This window comes from Saccharothrix sp. NBAS 001 (assembly GCF_056640475.1).
The window spans coordinates 6563208-6581394 of the sequence record NZ_CM153251.1 but is presented as its reverse complement, the minus strand read 5'-3'; the positions used below and the strand labels follow the sequence as shown (position 1 = coordinate 6581394).

21 protein-coding genes are annotated in these 18187 nt (G+C 70.5%); 13 read left to right on the top strand and 8 right to left on the bottom strand.

What is annotated here, in order from left to right; translation table 11 throughout:
- The first annotated feature begins 11 nt into the window (after positions 1–11).
- The 8 genes from AC0HI0_RS28260 to AC0HI0_RS28225 all read left to right on the top strand — a co-directional run bounded on the left by AC0HI0_RS28260 (position 12) and on the right by AC0HI0_RS28225 (position 8130).
- The gene (locus AC0HI0_RS28260; protein ID WP_480926533.1) at positions 12–263 is read left to right on the top strand and encodes a hypothetical protein; all 252 of its coding nucleotides are present in this window, start codon (positions 12–14) and stop codon (positions 261–263) included.
- Between the two features lie 344 nt (positions 264–607).
- On the top strand, positions 608–1600 hold the full coding sequence (locus AC0HI0_RS28255) for a DUF3558 domain-containing protein (RefSeq protein WP_480926532.1): 993 nt from the start codon (positions 608–610) through the stop codon (positions 1598–1600).
- 72 nt (positions 1601–1672) lie between these two features.
- Entirely contained in the window at positions 1673–3178 is a 1506-nt protein-coding gene (locus tag AC0HI0_RS28250) for an aldehyde dehydrogenase family protein (protein ID WP_480926531.1), read from the top strand.
- Between the two features lie 55 nt (positions 3179–3233).
- Entirely contained in the window at positions 3234–4235 is a 1002-nt protein-coding gene (dhaK, locus tag AC0HI0_RS28245) for a dihydroxyacetone kinase subunit DhaK (protein WP_480926530.1), read from the top strand.
- A complete protein-coding gene (gene dhaL / locus AC0HI0_RS28240; protein ID WP_480926529.1) occupies positions 4235–4864 on the top strand; it encodes a dihydroxyacetone kinase subunit DhaL in 630 nt (209 codons plus the stop codon). The genes dhaK and dhaL overlap by 1 nt, the downstream gene beginning before the upstream one ends.
- Positions 4861–5559 (top strand): dihydroxyacetone kinase phosphoryl donor subunit DhaM, encoded by a 699-nt coding sequence (gene dhaM, locus AC0HI0_RS28235; protein ID WP_480926528.1) that lies wholly within the window; start codon positions 4861–4863, stop codon positions 5557–5559. The genes dhaL and dhaM overlap by 4 nt, the downstream gene beginning before the upstream one ends.
- Before the next feature lie 136 nt (positions 5560–5695).
- The gene (locus AC0HI0_RS28230) at positions 5696–7471 is read left to right on the top strand and encodes a 3-hydroxyacyl-CoA dehydrogenase family protein (protein WP_480926527.1); all 1776 of its coding nucleotides are present in this window, start codon (positions 5696–5698) and stop codon (positions 7469–7471) included.
- 83 nt (positions 7472–7554) lie between these two features.
- Positions 7555–8130: a DUF3558 family protein gene (locus AC0HI0_RS28225; RefSeq protein WP_480926526.1), complete on the top strand. Its 576-nt coding sequence runs from the start codon at positions 7555–7557 to the stop codon at positions 8128–8130.
- A 28-nt stretch (positions 8131–8158) separates the two neighbouring features.
- On the opposite strand, the gene AC0HI0_RS28220 is transcribed toward AC0HI0_RS28225, so the two are convergent.
- Together AC0HI0_RS28220 and AC0HI0_RS28215 are read right to left on the bottom strand one after the other, a co-directional pair.
- Positions 8159–8377 carry an FmdB family zinc ribbon protein gene (locus AC0HI0_RS28220; protein ID WP_480926525.1) on the bottom strand — a complete coding sequence of 73 codons (219 nt, stop codon included), beginning with the start codon at positions 8375–8377 and terminating at the stop codon, positions 8159–8161.
- 4 nt (positions 8378–8381) lie between these two features.
- The gene (locus tag AC0HI0_RS28215; protein WP_480926524.1) at positions 8382–8741 is read right to left on the bottom strand and encodes a hypothetical protein; all 360 of its coding nucleotides are present in this window, start codon (positions 8739–8741) and stop codon (positions 8382–8384) included.
- A gap of 52 nt (positions 8742–8793) precedes the next feature.
- Between AC0HI0_RS28215 and AC0HI0_RS28210 the strand changes: the two genes are divergently transcribed.
- Together AC0HI0_RS28210 and AC0HI0_RS28205 are read left to right on the top strand one after the other, a co-directional pair.
- Complete coding sequence (locus tag AC0HI0_RS28210) at positions 8794–9084, top strand: hypothetical protein (protein WP_480926523.1); 291 nt, start codon at positions 8794–8796, stop codon at positions 9082–9084.
- A 33-nt stretch (positions 9085–9117) separates the two neighbouring features.
- Positions 9118–9870 carry an alpha/beta hydrolase gene (locus tag AC0HI0_RS28205; RefSeq protein ID WP_480926522.1) on the top strand — a complete coding sequence of 251 codons (753 nt, stop codon included), beginning with the start codon at positions 9118–9120 and terminating at the stop codon, positions 9868–9870.
- 387 nt (positions 9871–10257) lie between these two features.
- Here the strand turns inward: AC0HI0_RS28205 and AC0HI0_RS28200 are convergent, their stop codons facing one another.
- The 3 genes from AC0HI0_RS28200 to AC0HI0_RS28190 all read right to left on the bottom strand — a co-directional run bounded on the left by AC0HI0_RS28200 (position 10258) and on the right by AC0HI0_RS28190 (position 12880).
- Entirely contained in the window at positions 10258–10773 is a 516-nt protein-coding gene (locus tag AC0HI0_RS28200) for a hypothetical protein (protein ID WP_480926521.1), read from the bottom strand.
- A gap of 164 nt (positions 10774–10937) precedes the next feature.
- Positions 10938–11522, bottom strand: a complete 585-nt coding sequence (locus AC0HI0_RS28195; RefSeq protein ID WP_480926520.1) for a hypothetical protein — start codon at positions 11520–11522, stop codon at positions 10938–10940.
- An 827-nt stretch (positions 11523–12349) separates the two neighbouring features.
- Positions 12350–12880: a GNAT family N-acetyltransferase gene (locus tag AC0HI0_RS28190; RefSeq protein ID WP_480926519.1), complete on the bottom strand. Its 531-nt coding sequence runs from the start codon at positions 12878–12880 to the stop codon at positions 12350–12352.
- 38 nt (positions 12881–12918) lie between these two features.
- On the opposite strand from AC0HI0_RS28190, the gene AC0HI0_RS28185 reads away from it, so the two are divergent.
- A complete protein-coding gene (locus AC0HI0_RS28185) occupies positions 12919–13626 on the top strand; it encodes an alpha/beta fold hydrolase (RefSeq protein ID WP_480926518.1) in 708 nt (235 codons plus the stop codon).
- A 12-nt stretch (positions 13627–13638) separates the two neighbouring features.
- Here AC0HI0_RS28185 and AC0HI0_RS28180 read toward each other — a convergent pair whose 3' ends face one another.
- Together AC0HI0_RS28180 and ccrA are read right to left on the bottom strand one after the other, a co-directional pair.
- Positions 13639–15057, bottom strand: a complete 1419-nt coding sequence (locus AC0HI0_RS28180) for a chromosome segregation protein (protein WP_480926517.1) — start codon at positions 15055–15057, stop codon at positions 13639–13641.
- A gap of 69 nt (positions 15058–15126) precedes the next feature.
- Positions 15127–16458: a crotonyl-CoA carboxylase/reductase gene (gene ccrA, locus AC0HI0_RS28175; RefSeq protein WP_480926516.1), complete on the bottom strand. Its 1332-nt coding sequence runs from the start codon at positions 16456–16458 to the stop codon at positions 15127–15129.
- A gap of 230 nt (positions 16459–16688) precedes the next feature.
- On the opposite strand from ccrA, the gene AC0HI0_RS28170 reads away from it, so the two are divergent.
- Complete coding sequence (locus tag AC0HI0_RS28170) at positions 16689–17048, top strand: SPW repeat protein (RefSeq protein WP_480926515.1); 360 nt, start codon at positions 16689–16691, stop codon at positions 17046–17048.
- Between the two features lie 70 nt (positions 17049–17118).
- Positions 17119–17670, top strand: a complete 552-nt coding sequence (locus AC0HI0_RS28165) for a TetR/AcrR family transcriptional regulator (RefSeq protein WP_480926514.1) — start codon at positions 17119–17121, stop codon at positions 17668–17670.
- Positions 17671–17685: 15 nt separating this feature from the next.
- On the opposite strand, the gene mce is transcribed toward AC0HI0_RS28165, so the two are convergent.
- Positions 17686–18141, bottom strand: a complete 456-nt coding sequence (mce, locus tag AC0HI0_RS28160) for a methylmalonyl-CoA epimerase (RefSeq protein WP_480926513.1) — start codon at positions 18139–18141, stop codon at positions 17686–17688.
- Between the last annotated feature and the right edge of the window lie 46 nt (positions 18142–18187).

Here is an 18187-nt window from a genome sequence, read left to right as displayed (position 1 = left end):
GGGAGGTCGTCGTGGCGCACAAGGCCGGTCTGTTCGACCTGCGACTGGTGATCGCGGTGCTGTTCGGGGTCTACGGCGTGGTCCTGGCGGTGGTCGGGCTCGGCTTCACCGACGAGACCGACCTGGCCAAGTCCGACGGGCTCAACATCAACCTGTGGTCCGGCGTCGGGATGGTGGTGCTGGCGGCGCTGTTCGCCACTTGGACGTTCCTGCGCCCGATCGTGGTGCCGGACGAGCAGGAGAACGCCGCCGGGAACGCCTAACGGCGCGGGTAGACGGGGTTGAACGCCTCGACGGTCCAGGCGTCCAGACGGCGGATGGCGCGGCGGATGCGGTCGCGCAACTCGGTGCTCCTCTCATAGGGGTTCACCGGGTATAGCGTTCCGATCTTCTGAATCGTTCCCGATGTGCGTGGTGAGCCCAAACACACGAGATCGCGCCGATCGCCCGGTCCCGCCCTCCCGGCAGCCGGGCTTGCCCGATTCGTCGGGAAACCGGGGGCGGGCGGCCGACTGACCAGCGATCTCGTGCCGAGCCGGCGCAGTCGGCTCGAATTCAACACCGGGTTCTTCGCACTTGTGGGCGAGTCGGTCGCTACCGTGCACCCGTGCCCCGCCTCGTCGCTGTCCTGTGCGCGCTCCTGGTCGTGTCCGCCTGCGCCGGCACGGATCTCGCCAAGCACAAGCCGTATCCGCGTCACACCATCCAGGCCAACGCGGAGAACGTCACGGAGACCACCGGCGCGCAGCCCACGAACGTGCCCGACGGCCAGCCGGTCGACGCGGCGTTCGCCGCGGACAAGCTGCGCCTGACCGACCCGTGCAAGCTGCTCGACCGCAAGGTGCTGGAGGCGCTGGGCACGCCGGGCGAGGTGTCGCCGACCGGGTTCAGCCGGTGCTCCAACTTCATGAAGGACAAGAACGGCAAGGACCTGGCGGTCACCGTGGAGATCGGCCAGACCATGACCACCGAGCTGAAGAACGCGGACAAGCAGCTCGCCGGCCTCAAGAGCTACGAGCAGACGCTGGACACCAGCGCGTGCTTCGTCTCGGTGATCACCCAGGAGAAGCCGGCGCTCGGGCTGACCGTGCAGATCGGCTACAAGGAGGGCGACGCGTGCGTGCCCGGCCGCAAGGTGGCCGAGTCGGTGGTCAAGCTGCTCAAGGACCGGGTCGGCGTGAAGTCGCCGCCGAAGGACTCCCTGGTCACGCTCGACCCGTGCACGCTGGTCGACAAGGCCGTGATCGAGGCCGCGGTGGGCGCGGAGAACCGGACCTACCCCTACGGCCTGCACAACTGCTCCTGGGTGGCCAACGGCAAGGAGATCACCCTGGACATGCGGTCCACGTTCGTCCCGGCGGACCGCAAGTTCGACGCCAAGCAGGCGGACGTGGACCTCGGCGGGGCGCCCGGCTACCAGTTGGAGAACTCCGGCGCGTACCCGTCGTGCGCGGTGAAGTGGGTCCAGCGGCTCAACACCGGCGAGGAGGGCGAGATCGTCGAGGTCAAGGCGGCCGGCCCGAAGAAGTCGGAGTTCGACCGCTGCGCGATGGCGGTGGCCTTCGCCAAGGGCGTCCTGCCCAAGATCCCGAAGGGCTGAACGGGGGCTGACATCTGGTGCGGTTAGCCGTTACTGTCGAGTAACACCTTCGCGCACCTTGGAGGGCCCCTTATGACGCAGACCGCCCCCACGAAACCCTCGCGCCCCGACGGCGAGCAGAAGCGCTTCGCCTCGCTCGACCCGCGCACGGGTGAGGTCATCGCGCACCACCCGGTGCACGGCGAGGCCGACGTGCGGGCGGCGGTCGGGTCGGCGCGACCGGCCGCGCGGTTCTGGGCCGACCTGGGGTTCGACGGCCGGCGGGCCCGGCTGGACGCCTGGCGCAGGCTGCTGGTCAAGCGGCTCGACGAGTTCCAGACCCTGATCAGCGCGGAGACCGGCAAGTCCGCCGACGACGCGCGCACCGAGCTGGCCCTGGTCATCGACCACCTGCACTGGGCCGCCCGGCAGGCGCCCAAGACGCTGGGCAAGCGCAAGGTCAAGCCCGGCATGCTGATGTACAACCACGCGGCGACGCTGGAGTACCGCCCGCTGGGCGTGGTCGGCGTGATCGGGCCGTGGAACTACCCGGCGTTCACGCCGATGGGCTCCATCGCCTACGCGCTGGCCGCCGGCAACGCCGTGGTGTTCAAGCCCAGCGAGTTCACCCCCGGCGTCGGGGTGTTCCTCGGCGACACCTTCGCCGAGGTCGTGCCCGAGCACCCGGTGCTCCAGGTGGTGACCGGGTTCGGCGAGACCGGCGCGGCGCTGTGCGCGGCCGGCGTCGACAAGCTCGCGTTCACCGGCTCGACGCCGACCGGCCGGAAGGTCATGGCCGCCTGCGCGGCGACGCTGACCCCCGTGCTGGTCGAGTGCGGCGGCAAGGACCCGCTGATCGTGGCCGAGGACGCGGACGTGCGCGGCGCGGCGGAGGCGGCCGTGTGGGGCGGCATCTTCAACGCGGGCCAGACGTGCGCGGGCGTGGAACGGGTGTACGTCGCGGACGCGGTGTACGAGGAGTTCGTCAAGCTCGTGGTGGAGAAGGCGAAGAAGCTGCGGCCCGGCGGCGAGCCGGACGCCGACTTCGGCCCGATCACCATGCCCAAGCAGGTGGAGGTCATCCAGTCGCACGTGGCCGACGCGCTGGAGCGCGGCGGGCGGGCGGTGGTCGGCGGGCTGGAGTCGATCCGGCCACCCTACGTCGAGCCGGTGGTCCTGGTGGACGTGCCGGACGACTCGACGGCGGTGACCGACGAGACGTTCGGGCCGACGCTGGTGGTGACCAGGGTGGCCGACGCCGACGAGGGCGTGCGCCGGGCCAACTCGCTGCCCTACGGCCTGGGCGCGACGGTGTTCTCCCGCAACCGGGGCGAGGAGCTGGCCGACCGGCTGCGCTGCGGCATGGTGTCGGTCAACTCGGTGCTCGCCTACGCCTCGGTGCCCGGCCTGCCGTTCGGCGGGGTGGGCGATTCGGGGTTCGGGCGCATCCACGGCGAGGACGGGCTGCGCGAGTTCACCTACGCCCACTCGGTCACCCGGAAGCGTTTCGCCGCCGCGCTGGACCCGATGACCTACGAGCGCGGTTCGCGCACGATCAGGCACGTCGTGCGGCTGGTCAAGGTGCTCTACGGGCGCTGAGCGTGTCCTCCCCGGTTGGGGTAGGAATGGGTGACCATCGACGATGGAGGTCACCGTGAAGAAGATCATCAACGATCCGGCGACGGTGGTGGCGGACGCGCTGCGCGGCATGGCCGCGGCGCACGCCGACCTGCTGGACGTCCAGTACGACCCGACCGTCGTCGTGCGCGTCGACGCGCCCGTGCCGCGCAAGGTCGCGGTCGTCTCCGGCGGCGGGTCGGGCCACGAGCCGCTGCACGGCGGGTTCGTCGGGCGCGGGATGCTCGACGCGGCCTGTCCGGGCCCGGTGTTCACCTCCCCGACCCCCGACCAGGTGCAGGCGGCGCTGGCCCGCACGGACGGCGGCGCGGGCGCGCTGCTGATCGTGAAGAACTACACCGGCGACGTGCTGAACTTCGAGACCGCGGCCGAGCTGGCCGCCGCCGACGGCATCGACGTGCGGACCGTGGTGATCGACGACGACGTGGCGGTGACCGACTCGCTCTACACGGCGGGCCGGCGCGGCGTGGGCGGGACCGTGCTGCTGGAGAAGCTCGTCGGCGCGGCGGCCGAACGCGGGGTGGACCTGGACGGCTGCGAGGCGTTGGCCCGCAAGGTGACCGGCCAGGTCCGCTCGATGGGCCTCGCGCTCGCGCCGTGCACCGTGCCGCACGCGGGCGAGCCGAGTTTCGTGCTGGCCGACGACGAGATGGAACTGGGCATCGGCATCCACGGCGAGCCCGGCCGGCGGCGGGTGAAGGTCGGCCCGGCCGACGAACTCGTGCCGGCGCTGCTCGACCCGGTCCTGGAGGACCTGCCGTTCGCCGAAGGCGACCGGGTGCTGCTGTTCACCAACGGCATGGGCGGCACGCCGCAGATCGAGCTGTACCTGGCGCACGGCATCGCCGAGCGGCTGCTCGCCGAGCGCGGGATCACCGTGGAGCGGCGGCTGGTCGGCTCGTACATCACCAGTCTGGAGATGCAGGGGATGAGCTTGACCGTGCTGAAGGTGGACGACGAACTGATCGACCTGTGGGACGCCCCGGTGCGCACCGCCGCGCTGCGGTGGGGTGTCTGATGGGCTGCCCGGCGGCGGCCGTCGCGGACGCGTTGCGGGCGGTGGCCGGGGTGGTCGCCAAGCACCGCGAGGAGCTGGTGCGGCTGGACCGGGAGATCGGCGACGGCGACCACGGCGAGAACCTCAACCGGGGGTTCGCCGCGCTGGTGACCAAACTGGACGGCGAGGTGCCGGCGACGCCCGGCGCGGTGCTCAAGCTCGCCGCCACCACGTTGATCTCGACGGTCGGCGGCGCGGCGGGACCGCTCTACGGGACGGCGTTCCTGCGCGCGGCGACCGCCGTGGGCGACGCGGCGGAGCTGGACGGGGCGTTGGTCGCCAAGGCGTTGGAGGCGGCGCTGGAGGGTGTCGTGGCGCGCGGCAAGGCCGTGGTGGGCGACAAGACGATGGTCGACGCGCTGACCCCCGCCGTGGCCGCCGCGGAGTCCGTGGCGTCGACCGGCGGGGACGCGTCGGGGGTGCTCCTGGCCGCCGCCGAGGCCGCCGAGCAGGGCGCGGAGTCGACCGTGCCGCTCGTCGCGCGCAAGGGGCGTGCCTCCTACCTGGGTGAACGCAGTGCCGGGCACCTCGATCCGGGTGCGCGGTCCACCGCGTTGCTGCTGCGGACGTTCGCGGGAGGTGCGCGATGATCGGGTTGGTGGTGGTGTCGCACAGCCGGACGCTGGCCGACGGGGTGGTCGAGCTGGCCGGGCAGATGGCACCGGACGTGCGGATCGTGGCCTCCGGCGGTGACGGGTCCGGCGGGCTCGGCACGGACTTCGCGGCGGTGTCCGAGGCCATCGCGGCGGCCGACTCCGGGGCCGGTGCGGTGGTGCTGTTCGACCTGGGCAGCGCGAAGATGGTGGCCGACATGGCGGCCGAGGAGTCCACGGGCGACGTGCTCGTGGTGGACGCGCCCCTGGTCGAAGGCGCGGTCGCGGCGGCCGTCGCGGCGCAGGGCGGTGCGGACCTGCCGACGGTCGCCGACGCCGCGCGCTCGGCGGGAGGACCCGCCGTCCGCTCCGGTGGCGACGTCGAGTCCACCGACCGCTCCGGTGGGGACGTCGAGTCCACTGAGGACGGTGTTCGGGCGGAGATCGTGCTCACCAACGAGGTCGGCCTGCACGCGCGGCCGGCGGCGCTGGTCGCGCGGTCGCTGGCGGGGCTGGACGCGCGGGTCGTGGTGCGGTTCGGCGCGGAGCGGGCGGACGCCGCGAGCGTGCTGGCGCTGATGGGGCTGGGCGCACCGGGCGGCGCCTCGGTCGAGGTGTCGGCGACCGGGCCGGACGCCGCCGAAGCCGTCCGCCGGGTGCGCGAACTGGCCGGTCGCGACTTCGACGAATGACCTGTCCGCGCAGGTCCCGCCCCGCCGTCTTGCTCGATCCCGATGGTGAAGCTCACTCGGACGGGGTGCGACGCCCGTGGGATAGTCGGGCGCAAGTTACCGTCCGGTAGCCCTCCGCGGAGTGGGAGGTAGTCCAGTGACGCGCCAGTTCAGCACGGTCGGAGTGGTCGGTCTCGGCACGATGGGCGCCGGTATCGCCGAAGTGCTCGCCCGGACCGGCCGCACTGTCATCGCGGTGGACGTGGACGAGGAGGGGCTGGTCCGGGGGCGCGGCCACCTCGACCACTCCACCGACCGCGCGGTGGCCAAGGGCAAGCTCGCCGAGGCCGACCGCGCCGGGCTCCTCGGCCGGATCTCCTACTCCACCTCGCTGGAGGCGCTCGCGGGCGTCGACCTGGTGGTCGAGGCGGTGCCCGAGCGGATCGACCTCAAGGCCGGCGTGTTCGCCGCGCTCGACCGGATCTGCGGCCCGGACACGGTGTTCGCCTCCAACACCTCGTCGCTGTCCATCACCGAGATCGGCGTGCACACCGGACGGCCCGGCAAGGTCGTCGGGATGCACTTCTTCAACCCCACCCCGGTGCTCAAGCTGGTCGAGGTGGTCCGCACGGTGGTCACCGAACCCGACGTCGTCGCCGACGTGGTGGAGTTCGCGCGGTCGCTGGGCAAGACGCCGGTCGTGATCGGCGACCGCGCCGGGTTCATCGCCAACGCCCTGCTGTTCGGCTACCTCAACCACGCCGTGCGCATGTACGAATCCCGTTACGCCACAAGGGAAGACCTCGACGCGGCGATGCGCTACGGCTGCGGCTACCCGATGGGCCCGCTGGCGCTGCTCGACCTGATCGGCCTGGACACCGCCTACGAGATCCTCGACACGATGTACCACCAGTCCCGCAACCGCCTGCACGCCCCGGCCCCGCTGCTCAAGCAGATGATCACGGCGGGCCTGCTGGGCCGCAAGAGCGGGCGCGGCTTCTACACCTACGACGGCCCCGATTCGCCGGTCGTCGTGCCCGACGCGCACCCGCCCGTCGCGGCGGACACCGGCGCGACCACCCGGGAGGTGCAGCGGGTCGGCGTGATCGGCACCGGCACCATGGCCACCGGGATCGTCGAGGTGTTCGCCAAGCGCGGCTACGACGTCGTGCTGCGGGCGCGTTCGCTGGACAAGGCCGAGGCGGCGCTGGGCAAGGTGCGCAAGTCGCTGGACAAGGCGGTCTCGCGCGGCAAGCTCGCCGAGGCCGACCGGGACGCCGCGCTCGCGCGCGTCACGCCCGCCGTGGAGTTCGAGCACCTGGCCGACTGCGACCTCGTGGTGGAGGCCGTGGCCGAGGAGCTGTCGATCAAGAAGTCGGTGTTCGAGGCGCTCGACGAGGTGTGCAAGCCGGGCGCGGTGCTGGCCACCACCACGTCCTCGCTGCCCGTCATCGAGTGCGCGGCGGCCACCTCGCGGCCCGGTGACGTGGTGGGCCTGCACTTCTTCAACCCGGCGCAGGTGATGAAGCTGGTCGAGGTCGTGGAGACCATCGCCACCTCCGCCGAGGTCGTGGCCACCGCCCGGCGGATCTGCCTCGACCTGGGCAAGCAGCCGGTGCACTGCGGCGACCGCGCCGGGTTCATCGTCAACGCCCTGCTGTTCCCGTACCTCAACGACGCGGTGAAGATGCTGGAGGCGCACTACGCGTCCGCCGACGACATCGACAACGCGATGAAGGTCGGCTGCTCGCTGCCGATGGGGCCGTTCGAACTGCTCGACGTGGTGGGGCTGGACGTGTCGCTGGCCATCGAGCGCACGCTGTACCTGGAGTTCCGCGAAGCCGGCTTCGCCCCCGCGCCGCTGCTGGAGCACCTGGTCACGGCCGGGCGCCTGGGCCGCAAGACCGGCAAGGGCTTCCGCGACTACACGTGAGCCGGTCCGGGGTCCGCCCGGCCCCGGCGGGGTTGGGCGTACCTGGGTACCGCGGGGTCGCGGGCGTTTGGCATGGTGGACCCATGCGGCGTGTGGTTGTTTCGCTCCTGGTGGCAGCGCTCGGTGTCACGTCGGGCTGCGCGTACTCGGTGAACGGCACGCCGGTGTCGGCCGGGGTGCTCGACATCGAGCCGCCGTTCTCGTCCGGCACGCCCGATCCCACCTCGGAATCCGGGTCGCCCGAGGCGAACCCGGCGAGCGAGTTCTGCAAGCTGCTGTCCTGGAAGGACCTGCCCTACGACGTGCGGGACAAGTCCGCCGCGCCGACCGACACCGGCTACGACTCGCAGTTCGACCAGTCGTGCAAGTGGCAGACCTCGGTCGACTCGCTCGACGTCGGCGTGACCCTGCGGTTCCGCTCCGGGCGGCCGATCACGCTGGAGCAGAACAACGGCGAGTTCCAGCTCAAGGACCGGAAGGTCACCTACTTCGACCGCACCACCGACACGTCCGTCCAGCCGTCGTGCGTGCTGGTCATGGACTACGCGGGCGGCGGCGTCGGCATCATCGTGATCGACGGCTCGGCGCGCTACGGCGCGATCTGCGACCAGGGGAAGAAGGTCGCCGAGGTGCTCCTGGCCAAGGAACCCGCCCGCTGACCCCGTCCCCGGTGGCCGCCCCGCGCGGCTAGCCGCAACAACCGCCGCCGCAGCACCCACCGCCACCGGAGCCGCCGGCGGGCTGGGCCGCGTTGCCGGCCAGGCCGGACACGCCGACCATCGACAGCAGCTTCACCGTGTCGTCGTGGCCCTGCGGGCACGCGGCGGGGGCGGAGGATTCGCTCATCGGGCGCTTGACGTCGAACGTCGACCCGCAAGCCTTGCAGCGGTACTCGTAGGTGGGCACGCGCCTATTGTGGCGGCTTGCGGGGCAGCAGCACCAGCGCGGGCACGGCAACCGTCGAAACGACCGCGACCAGCGTCAACAGCGGCATCTCGTGCGCCCACCCGAGGCCGGCCGCCGCCGCGTGCGCGCCCGCGAACGTCGCCACCCACGTCCGCGAGCAAGGCCGGACCAGCATCGTCACCAGCGCCGAGCCCGCCGTGACCAGCAGGATCGTGGCCGAGGCCAGCAGTATCCCGGGCACCGGCCCCAACGCGCGCGGGACCGCCGGCACCTCCGCCAGGCCCGCGCGCAACGCCGGCTGGGCCACCACCCCCATCTCCAGTAACAACAGCACCCCGACCACAGCCCGCTGCCACCTGTTCACTCCGTGGACCGTAGGCGATCACGTCCGACTATCGGAGTTACCCTGGTTACTCGTGCCGCGCCGCAACCGTCCACACCGCCCCGACGAGCCGTCCCCCGTCGGCGGCCACGGCTGGGCGCGCTCCGAGACCGGACCGGACGGCGACTGGCTCGTCCGCACCGTGCCCGGTGCCGCGACCACCAAGACCTACCGGTGTCCGGGCTGCGATCACGAGATCAAGCCGGGCACCCCGCACGTCGTGGCCTGGCCCGCCGACCACGGCTCGGTGGAGGACCGCCGGCACTGGCACCAGGGCTGCTGGACCTCCCGGACCCGCCGAGGCCCCACCCCGCGCCGCTGGTAGCCCGAGGGGCGTGGCGGGTGGCAGGATCGGGGCGTGGGTGACGCTGTCCGGATCACGGCCAACACCGTGCTGCCCGCGCGGCGCGAGGACGTCACGTTGGTCACCGCCGACGGTCTGCGGCTGGTGGGGGAGCTGTCGCTGCCCGAGCGACGCGCGCCCCGCGCCACGCTGGTGCTGCTGCACCCGCTGCCCACGCACGGCGGCATGATGGACTCCCACCTCTACCGCAAGGCGGCGTGGCGGCTGCCCGCGTTGGCGGACCTCGCCGTGCTGCGGTTCAACACCCGCGGCACGGCCAGCGAGGCCGGGCGCAGCGAGGGCGGTTTCGACAACGCGGTGGGCGAGCGGTTCGACGTGGCCGCCGCGCTGGCGTTCGCGGCCGAGCGCGGACTGCCCGAGGTCTGGCTGGTCGGGTGGTCGTTCGGCACCGACCTGGCCCTGATGCACGGGTGTGACCCGAAGGTCGCGGGCGCGGTCCTGATCTCGCCGCCGCTGCGGTGGAGCACGGCCGAGCACCTGGCCCGGTGGGTCGACAAGCCGGTGGTCTGCCTGGTGCCGGAGTTCGACGATCACCTCTCGCCGGACGAGGCCAGGCGGCGGTTCGGCGCGGACTGCCCGGCCGCGACCGTGATCGACTTCCCCGGTGCCCGGCACCTCATGGTCGGGCACTCCGAGAAGGTGCTCGACGCGATCGTGGCGACCGTCCTGCCCGACCGGCCCACCCCGCTGCCGCGCACCTGGGTCGGCCCCTGCGAGAAGCGTCAGTTCAGCCCATTTGTGGGTTAGCTTGACTGGACGGCCACAGGTGAAGTGTTAGCGTGCCCGACCGTCTCGTGCGGCGCGAAGTCACCTTCAAAACTCGATAAGGACGGTCTCCCGCCGATATCGGGTCTGGAGAATCTCGTGGGTGGAATGAGCATCGCTATGAGGTGATGCCATCGCGGTGGGCCGACCGTGGCAATGAGTGCCGGGTGTGTTGGTCGCATGGCCGAGAAGGGTTGGACGACAGGGTTTCCATGCTGCTGGTCTGATGGAAGTCCGCGTATTGAAAACTGGGTTCTCAGCGATAACTTGCGCGCCGGCCGGCACGTCTCGCAGAACCGACCGGCACGTTTGACGGAGTCGCTGGGTCGATGTCTGAACCACGGCTAGGAGCTGATCGGGACGACCCGCCTAGTATCTGTAATTTCGGTACTCATCCGGGTATGTGGATAGATAGTTTTGCCAGTCTTCCGTGTTTCCGTTGACGGTATAGACAAGCTTCATCATGATTCCGATGAATATCCACGTCGGATCCCTGCTGTCGCCCCACTGCATTCTGGGTGCGGAGCTTCCCGTAAATCGCCCACCAGCGAGGCCGTCAAGTGTTCCAGTCTCGTTCGAGTTGAATTCACGGGCTCCTACGAGTCGTCCTCTTTCGAATATGTAGAACCCGGGCTCACGATGGCCATGAGAGCTAAGCCACAAGTACATCGGGGTCTTCTTCAGGCCGACGTACTGGAAATGTTTCTCGGCGTTTATGAAAACGAATGATATTCCAGACAGTGCTTCTTCTCCGAGGTGCTCCGCCAGGGTCTTGATGATGTGGCCGTAGGCCGTGTGCCATAGATGCTCCCGCCAGCCCTGAAATGCGAGAAGGAACACATCGTTGTTGGCTATCAAATCATCCGGCTCGCTGACTTCGCGCAAATAGTAAAAGCCGGACGAACCAGGGCTCTGCCTTTTAGGATCTGGGCGAAAGAAGTTGACATTCTGTACACTGTTGGCGGCGAATGAACCCGAGTCCGCCTTGATGGAGGTCGATGTGCCCGGACTGTTGCTGGCGACGGGTGGGCCTGAAACCGTGCCAGCGGCTAAGGGTGGTCGGGACGTTGACTGATATTCACGTCACCCATCTGCTGGGCGGCGGCTGAGCCGTTGTCGGCACTGATGTTGACAACTCCCGTCATACTATTAGCCGCATTGTGCCTCCCGTGGTCGACGTCTTTCAGGTCTGAGATAATGCTATTCAGTTCTGCGGCAAAAGCCGCGTCACCTTCGGCTGCGTCTTCCAAGGCCAAGCGGACGCGAGATCTCGTGCGATCGCTGGCCTCGCCATGCTCCCGCACCTCGTAGTCGAATTTCTCAAGTGCGGGATCCCCTCCGAGCTTTGCTTTAATTAGTTCGCGTGCCCTGTCTAACCCGTCGTCGACTGCTCTGTCGACACTTTCCTCGGCGCGTGCAGTCAGTCGACTCAGCTGCCTTGCGGTCCACGCTGTGAGGAATGTCAAGACAGTTTCGAAGTCCATGGCCTCAGTTCTCGCTTCCACTGTGGAATTTGATTTTGCCGTCAGGTAGCCTGACCGCAATTTTAACACGTGAACCCGCCAGAGGCGCAACTGTGGAGAACCGAACGGTGGTGTTCTGTCTGTCGAATACGGCGGCAGTGGGGCGGTCACGTCGGAGTGCAGGTTGGGTGCGGGGTCACCTCGGAGGTGGGCGCTGGCATAGTCGGGATTGAGCGTAAAAATCTGCGACTACGTGGGCCCCGGTCAATCGGCGTCGCCCGCCTTGCGTGAATGCAATTTCGCTGGCCATCGAAAACATGAAAGGGGTGGGTCTTCACCGTGGGCGCAGGAACTCTCCCGCCACCGGCAGTCGCCAAGCCCTCCTGTCTGTGCCGCCGGACGATGAGGAGTGCGTAACGCCTGTAGTGTGGCTGTGTGATCGCGTTGGACTGCGCGTGCTCTCCACGCTATCGGGGCTGTCGGTAGCCGGGTCCGATTTGTACTCATTGCATACGGTGTCTCCTTCACGGTCTGAGGGTGGGCAGGATCGCAGTCGGGAACCTGCTGTGAAAGAAGGGCTATCCCGCGTGGTCTTTGGTGCTGGAATCGCGCCTTTCGTGTGTCGCTCCACGGCCAGGCCCTGTTGCCTGGCGTATGGCGCGAGGGTGTCAGGGGTTATCCGCTATCCGGGCAGCGTGGAGGAAATATTGGACTCCCGCTCCAGCGTCCACATCGGGTTCGTCATCTTCGGGATGTGACCCGTCACAAGGCAGATGATCTCGTAAGCATGGAGATCGGATGTCATAGGGGGAAACCATCAAGGCGTGTGCCGAGATAGGCGGGATCACACCGTGCCGAGACTGGTTTCCAGGGCAGGCGTAGGAATGGTCGAAGTGGACTGGTCAGGCGATAGGGATGTGGTGGGTCGTAGGTCGTTGGTTGGTGGGCAAGGACACATCAGTGCACCTGACGACGCGGACAATGGATCCACCAAACCGTCAGGTGGTCATCGTCGCCTCCTGACGCCGGTAGACCAGGACCGGGCCGTCGATCGTGATGCTGTCGCCGACGTGCGCGAAGCCCAGCTTCTCGGCGACCCGCTGGGACGGCGTGTTGTCGAGGTCGGTGATGATCACCACGGGGCGCTCGGGCCGCTCCCGGTCCGCCCACGCGATGGCCGCGCGCGCCATCTCGGGCGCGTAGCCCCGGCCCCAGTGCCCCGGGCCGATCCGGTAGAACAGGTTGAACGTCGGCTCGCCGTCCAGCCGGTGGTGGCGCAGGCCGCCGAAACCGATCACCTCGCCGGTCGCCACCAGCACCAGGGCCCAGTACCCGATGCCGTCCTGCGCCCAGTGGTCCTGCCAGTCCGCGAGCAGGTCGGCCGCCTCCTCCGCCGAGGGTGGGCCGACCGGGTTGAAGCGGTGGGTCTCCGGGTCGGTCAGGATGGTGATCGCTGCGCGCAGGTCACCCGGGCCGACCCGCCGGAGCAGCAGTCGGTCTGTGCGGATCTCCGCCGGGTTCGAAGTCATGGCGACGACGTTAGCGAGCGCGTACGACAATTTCCCCCGTGGAGACTTCCTCGTTGGTGATGCTGCACGCGTTCCCGTTCGACGGGCGGATGTGGGACGACGTCCGGGCCGCCCTCGACCCGATCACCCCCGACCTGCGGGGCCTCGGCCGGCCGCCGGACCTGGGCGTGTTCGCCGAAGACGTGCTGCGCGACCTCGACCGCCGCGGCCTGGACCGGGTCGTGCTCGGCGGCTGCTCGATGGGCGGTTACGCGGCGATGCAGCTGCTGCGCCGCGCGCCCGACCGGGTCGCCGGGCTGGTGCTCGCCGACACCCGGTTCACGGCCGACGCCGACGAGGTGCGCGCCGGGCGGCTGGCCATGGCCGACCGGGTCGCGGCGGAGGGCGTCGGGTGGCTGCCGGACACCATGGTCCCGGGCCTGTTCGGGGCGTCGCCGGCGGACGGCGTGGTCGAGCGGGCGCGGGAGCTGATGCTCGCGCAGCCGCCCGCCGAGGTGGCGTGGGCGCAGCGGGCGATGGCCGGGCGGCCGGACTCGCGCGACGTGCTGGCGGACGCCGACGTGCCGGCGCTGGTGCTGGTCGGGTCCGAGGACGGGCTCACCCCGCCGGCCGCCGCCCGCGACCTGGCCGACGTGCTGCGGGCCGAGTACGTGGAACTGCCCGGCGTCGGGCACCTGACGCCGCTGGAAGCACCGGAAGCGTTTGCGGCCGCGGTGCTCGACTGGCGGGCCCGGGTCGGCGTCTGAGCGTCCGCGCGGTCAGCGCTTGCCGGAGCGGGCCTTGGACGGGTTCGGCCGGGTGATCTTCTGGGTGGGGCCGTCCGGGCCGCTCTGGGGCTTGGCGTCCGGCGCGGGCTTGGCGTTCGCGGCGGGCTGGTTCGGCCGGCCCTGCGCCGCCTGCCCTTGTGCGGCCTGACCCTGTGCCGCCTGGGCCTGGGCCTGGGCGGCCGGGGTCGGCGCAGCGGCGTGCACGGGTGCCGGCTTGGCCGGTGCGGCCTTCGCCGGCTCGGTTGCGGACTGGTCCGGCGCGGTGGTCTGGGGCTGCGCCACCGGCTGGTTCTGCACGGGCTGGTTCTGGGCAGGCTGGTTCTGGGCAGCGGGCTGGTTCTGCGGCGCGGCCGGGGTGGTGTTCGGGGCCGGGTGGGCGACCGGCTGGGTGGCCTGCGGCGGCTGCGGGCGCTCCTCCTCCAGCGGGTCGAGCAGCGGGGTGACCTCGTGCAGCGCGGTGCGCACGGCGTGCAGCTGCTGGGACAGGCGGTTGCGCAGCTGCTTGAGCGCGTCGACCTTCTGCGTGGCCTGGGTGACCCGGCGGTTGGACTCCTCGGTGGCCTCGCGGACGCGGCGGTTCGCCTCGTCGGTGGCCTCCTGGACGCGCGCGGTCGCCTCGCTGATCGAGTCGTGCCGACGGCGGTTGGCCTCCTCGGTCGCCTCGCGGACCAGGCGCTGCGCCTCGGCGTTCGACGCGGCCTGCTCCTGGGCGATCTGGGCGCGCACCCGGGCGGCCTCCTCGGCGGCCTCGCGGACCCGGCGGTCGGCCTCGCCCTTGCTGGACGCCTCCTGCTCGGCGAGCATCTTCATCGACTCGACGCGACGGGCCGCCATCGCGATCTCGAAGTCCTCCTCGACCGTGGTCCGGCGCTGGAGGGACTCCTCGTCGTGGCGCGCCGCGGTGTCCCGCGACTCCCCGACGATGCGCTCCGCCTCGGCGCGCGCCTTCTCCAGCACGCCTCGGTGCTCGGCCTCCATGTCGGTGCGCCGCTGGTCGAGTTCGGCGATCAGCGTCTCGTACCGGGTGCGCAGCACGGCGGCGTCGGCCTCGGACTTGGCCCGGATGTGGCTGCCCTCGGCCTCGGCGCGGGCCTTGATCTCGTTGGCCTCGTCCTGCGCCAGCCGCAGCATCCGCTGCAACCGCTCGCTCAGGCCCTCCAACGTGGTGGGCGGCAGGGAAAGCCGCTCCACCTGGCCGCGCAGCTCGGCGATCTCCGACCGGGCGGCCTCCAGCTGGCGGCTCAGGTCGTTGGTCTGCGAGACCGCCGCGTCCCGGTCGGCGGCGAGCAGCCGCAGGTCCGAGTCGAGGCGCTCCAGGTGGTCCTCGACCTGCACGCGGTCGTAGCCGCGTTTGACGATGTCGAAGCCGGATCCCAGGGGGACGAGGTCACGGTCGTCGGCGAGGCCCATGGGGGTCACGCTACCCGTTCCGGCGGTGCGGGGGGCACCCCGCCACCCGCACCACCAGACGTTTTCGCTTTACACGCCGCGAAAGCGGTTGATTTCGGTCAGGTGTGCCGAGCGCCGCTCGTGATCGAGGACACCCAGGCCCTCCTCCGGCGCCAGGCACAGCACGCCGACCTTGCCCTGGTGCGCGTTGCGGTGCACGTCGTAGGCCGCCTGGCCGGTGTCGGCCAACGAGTACACCTTGGACAGTGTGGGGTGGATCTTCCCCTTGGCGACCAACCTGTTGGCCTCCCACGCCTCGCGGTAGTTCGCGAAGTGCGAGCCGATGATCCGCTTGAGGTTCATCCACAGGTAGCGGTTGTCGTACTGGTGCAGGAACCCGCTGGTGGACGCGCAGGTGACGATCGTGCCGCCGCGCTTGGCCACGAACACCGACGCGCCGAAGGTCTCCCGGCCGGGGTGCTCGAACACGATGTCCGGGTCGTCGCCGCCGGTCAGCTCGCGGATCTTCGCGCCGAGCCGCTTCCACTCGCCGGTGTCCTGCTCGTGCTCGTCCTTCCAGAACCGGTAGCCCTCGGCGGACCGGTCGATGATCAGCTCCGCGCCCATCCGGCGGCAGATCTCGGCCTTCTCCGGCGAGGACACGACGCACACCGGCGTCGCGCCGCCGTTGAGCGCGAACTGGGTGGCGTAGGAGCCGAGGCCGCCGGACGCGCCCCAGATCAGCACGGTGTCGCCCTGCTTCATGTTCGCGCCGTTGGTCGACACGAGCTGCCGGTAGGCGGTGGAGTTCACCAGACCGGGGGACGCCGCCTCCTCCCACGTGAGGTGCCGGGGCATCGGCATCAGCTGGTTGGCCTTGACCAGGGCCACCTCGGCGAGACCGCCGAAGTTGGTTTCGAAGCCCCAGATCCGCTGCTCCGGGTCGAGCATGGTGTCACTGTGCCCGTCCGGGTGCTCCAGCTGCACGTCGAGGCAGTGCGCGACGACCCGGTCGCCGGGCTTCCACGCGTTGACGCCGGACCCGGTGCGCAGCACGACGCCGGCCAGGTCGGAGCCGACCACGTGGTAGGGCAGGTCGTGCTTGGCGGACTCGGGCGAACTGCGGCCCAGCCGCTTGAGGAAGCCGAACGTGGACAGCGGCTCGAAGATCGAGGTCCACACGGTGTTGTAGTTGATCGCCGAGGCCATCACCGCGACCAGCGCCTCGCCGGGCCCGAGTTCGGGCGTGGGCACCTCGTCGAGGTGCAGGGACCGGCGCGGGTCCTTGTCCTTGGTCGCCAGGCCCTGGAACAGCTCGACCTCGTCGGAGTGCACCGTGACGCCCCGGTAGGTGGCGGGTACGTCCAACGATCCGATGGCGTCCAGTTCGTCGGCGAGGATCGCATCGAGGATCTTCTGCACGGCGTTCCCTCCCAATCGGGGGTGCTCGGGATGTTCGGCGTCGGACGCAGGTCCACGCGGGTTGCCGGAGGTTACCCACGGGTAACCGATTCAGTACCGGCGCTGTGAGCCAGGGCACTGGGGTTTCGCCCGATCGGTCGACCTCGGGTTCGCTCGCCGCCGACCTTGACCGGGCGGCCAACCAAGCGGACGATCGGTGGTGTCCGAATTCCAGGACGGAGGTGCAGGTCATGACCAAAGCGTGGACCAGGTGGCAGGACTGGGCCGAGGTCGCCATCGGCGTGCTCGTGGTGCTGTCACCGCTCGTGGTGACGACGTCCGACGCCGCCATGTGGACGATGATCGTGCTCGGCGCGCTGATCGCCATCGACGGCCTCGCGTCGCTCGCGATGCCGGCCATGGTTTACGGCGAGTGGTTCCAGATGGTGCTCGGCGCGTTGCTGTTCATCTCCCCGTGGGTGATGGGTTACAGCGACCTGGCCGCGGCGTCGTGGGTGTCGTGGGTCGGCGGGGTGCTCACCGTCGCCGCCGGTGCGATGGCCATGCCCGCCGCGAACGCCGCCCACAGCGGTCTGGCAGGCTCGCACTGAGTTGAGAACGGGCGAGGTCGTCCGCACCGGGCGGCCTCGCGCGCTGTCCGGATCGCGGAGGGGTGCAGGCGTGGCAGAGGACTCGTCGGCCAGGGAGCGGATCCTCGCGGCGGCCGAGGAGCTGTTCGCCGAGGCGGGCTTCGACGCCACCCCGACCTCGCGCATCGCCGAGCGGGCCGGGGTGCCCAAGGGGCTCGTGCACTACTACTTCCGCCGCAAACCGGACCTGCTGGCCGCGCTCGTGCAGCGGCTGCCCGACGGCGCGGTGGACGCGCGACGGCTCGTCGTGGTGGGCGACATCGCGGAGAGCCTGCGCCGGCTGGTCGCCGCCCTGGACGCCCGGCTCGACGCGTCGCCGCTGCTCAGCCACCTGCTGTGGCGCGAAGCCGACACGCACAGCGCCGTCCGGGACGCGCTGCACGCCCGCTACCGGCTCGTCGTCGCCCAGATCCGCCAGGTGATCCTGGCGGCGGGCGGCTCGGCGGTGGCCGCCAAGGACGTGGACAGCGCGTCCGCGCTGGTCGCGCTGGCGGTGAGCTACCGGCACTCGGTGGCCCGGCACGCGCCGGACGACGACCGGATGGACCGGGAACTCACCTTCGTGGCGGCGGCCCTCGCGTGACGGATGCCGGCGGGCTCAGTGGGCGGCGTGCTCCGGGGCCGGCTGGACGAGTTCGACCAGGACGCCGCCGGCGTCCTTGGGGTGCACGAAGTTCACCCGGCTGTCGGACGTGCCGCGCTTGGGCTCCTCGAACAGCAGCCGCAGGCCCCTGGCCCGCAGCGCGGCCGACGCGGCGTCCACATCGGACACCCGGTAGGCCAGCTGCTGGAGGCCCGGGCCGGAGCGGCCGATGAACTTGGCGATGGTCGACTCGGGCGTGAGCGGGGCCAGCAGCTGGACGGCCGTGCCCGTGCCGTCGTCGCCGGGTGCGCGCAGCATCGCCTCGCGGACGCCCTGCTCCTCGTTGACCTCCTCGTGGGCGACCTCCAGGCCGAAGTTCTCGCGGTGGAACGCGATCGCGGCGTCGAGGTCGGGCACGGCGATCCCGACGTGGTCGATGGCGGTCACCAGGCCGCGCAGTTCTGGCTGCATGGCAGGCACAGTAGTGGCGGAATCGGTGCAGCGGTGGCTGTGCGGC

What these genes read in the sequence shown, in the direction of transcription:
- AC0HI0_RS28170 (WP_480926515.1), top strand. Translation starts at nt 16,689, where the DNA reads ATGACCAAAGCGTGGACCAGGTGGCAGGACTGGGCCGAGGTCGCCATC.
- dhaL (WP_480926529.1), top strand. Translation starts at nt 4,235, where the DNA reads ATGGGCTGCCCGGCGGCGGCCGTCGCGGACGCGTTGCGGGCGGTGGCC.
- dhaM (WP_480926528.1), top strand. Translation starts at nt 4,861, where the DNA reads ATGATCGGGTTGGTGGTGGTGTCGCACAGCCGGACGCTGGCCGACGGG.
- AC0HI0_RS28180 (WP_480926517.1), bottom strand. Translation starts at nt 15,057, where the DNA reads ATGGGCCTCGCCGACGACCGTGACCTCGTCCCCCTGGGATCCGGCTTC.
- AC0HI0_RS28225 (WP_480926526.1), top strand. Translation starts at nt 7,555, where the DNA reads ATGCGGCGTGTGGTTGTTTCGCTCCTGGTGGCAGCGCTCGGTGTCACG.
- AC0HI0_RS28190 (WP_480926519.1), bottom strand. Translation starts at nt 12,880, where the DNA reads ATGACTTCGAACCCGGCGGAGATCCGCACAGACCGACTGCTGCTCCGG.
- mce (WP_480926513.1), bottom strand. Translation starts at nt 18,141, where the DNA reads ATGCAGCCAGAACTGCGCGGCCTGGTGACCGCCATCGACCACGTCGGG.
- AC0HI0_RS28250 (WP_480926531.1), top strand. Translation starts at nt 1,673, where the DNA reads ATGACGCAGACCGCCCCCACGAAACCCTCGCGCCCCGACGGCGAGCAG.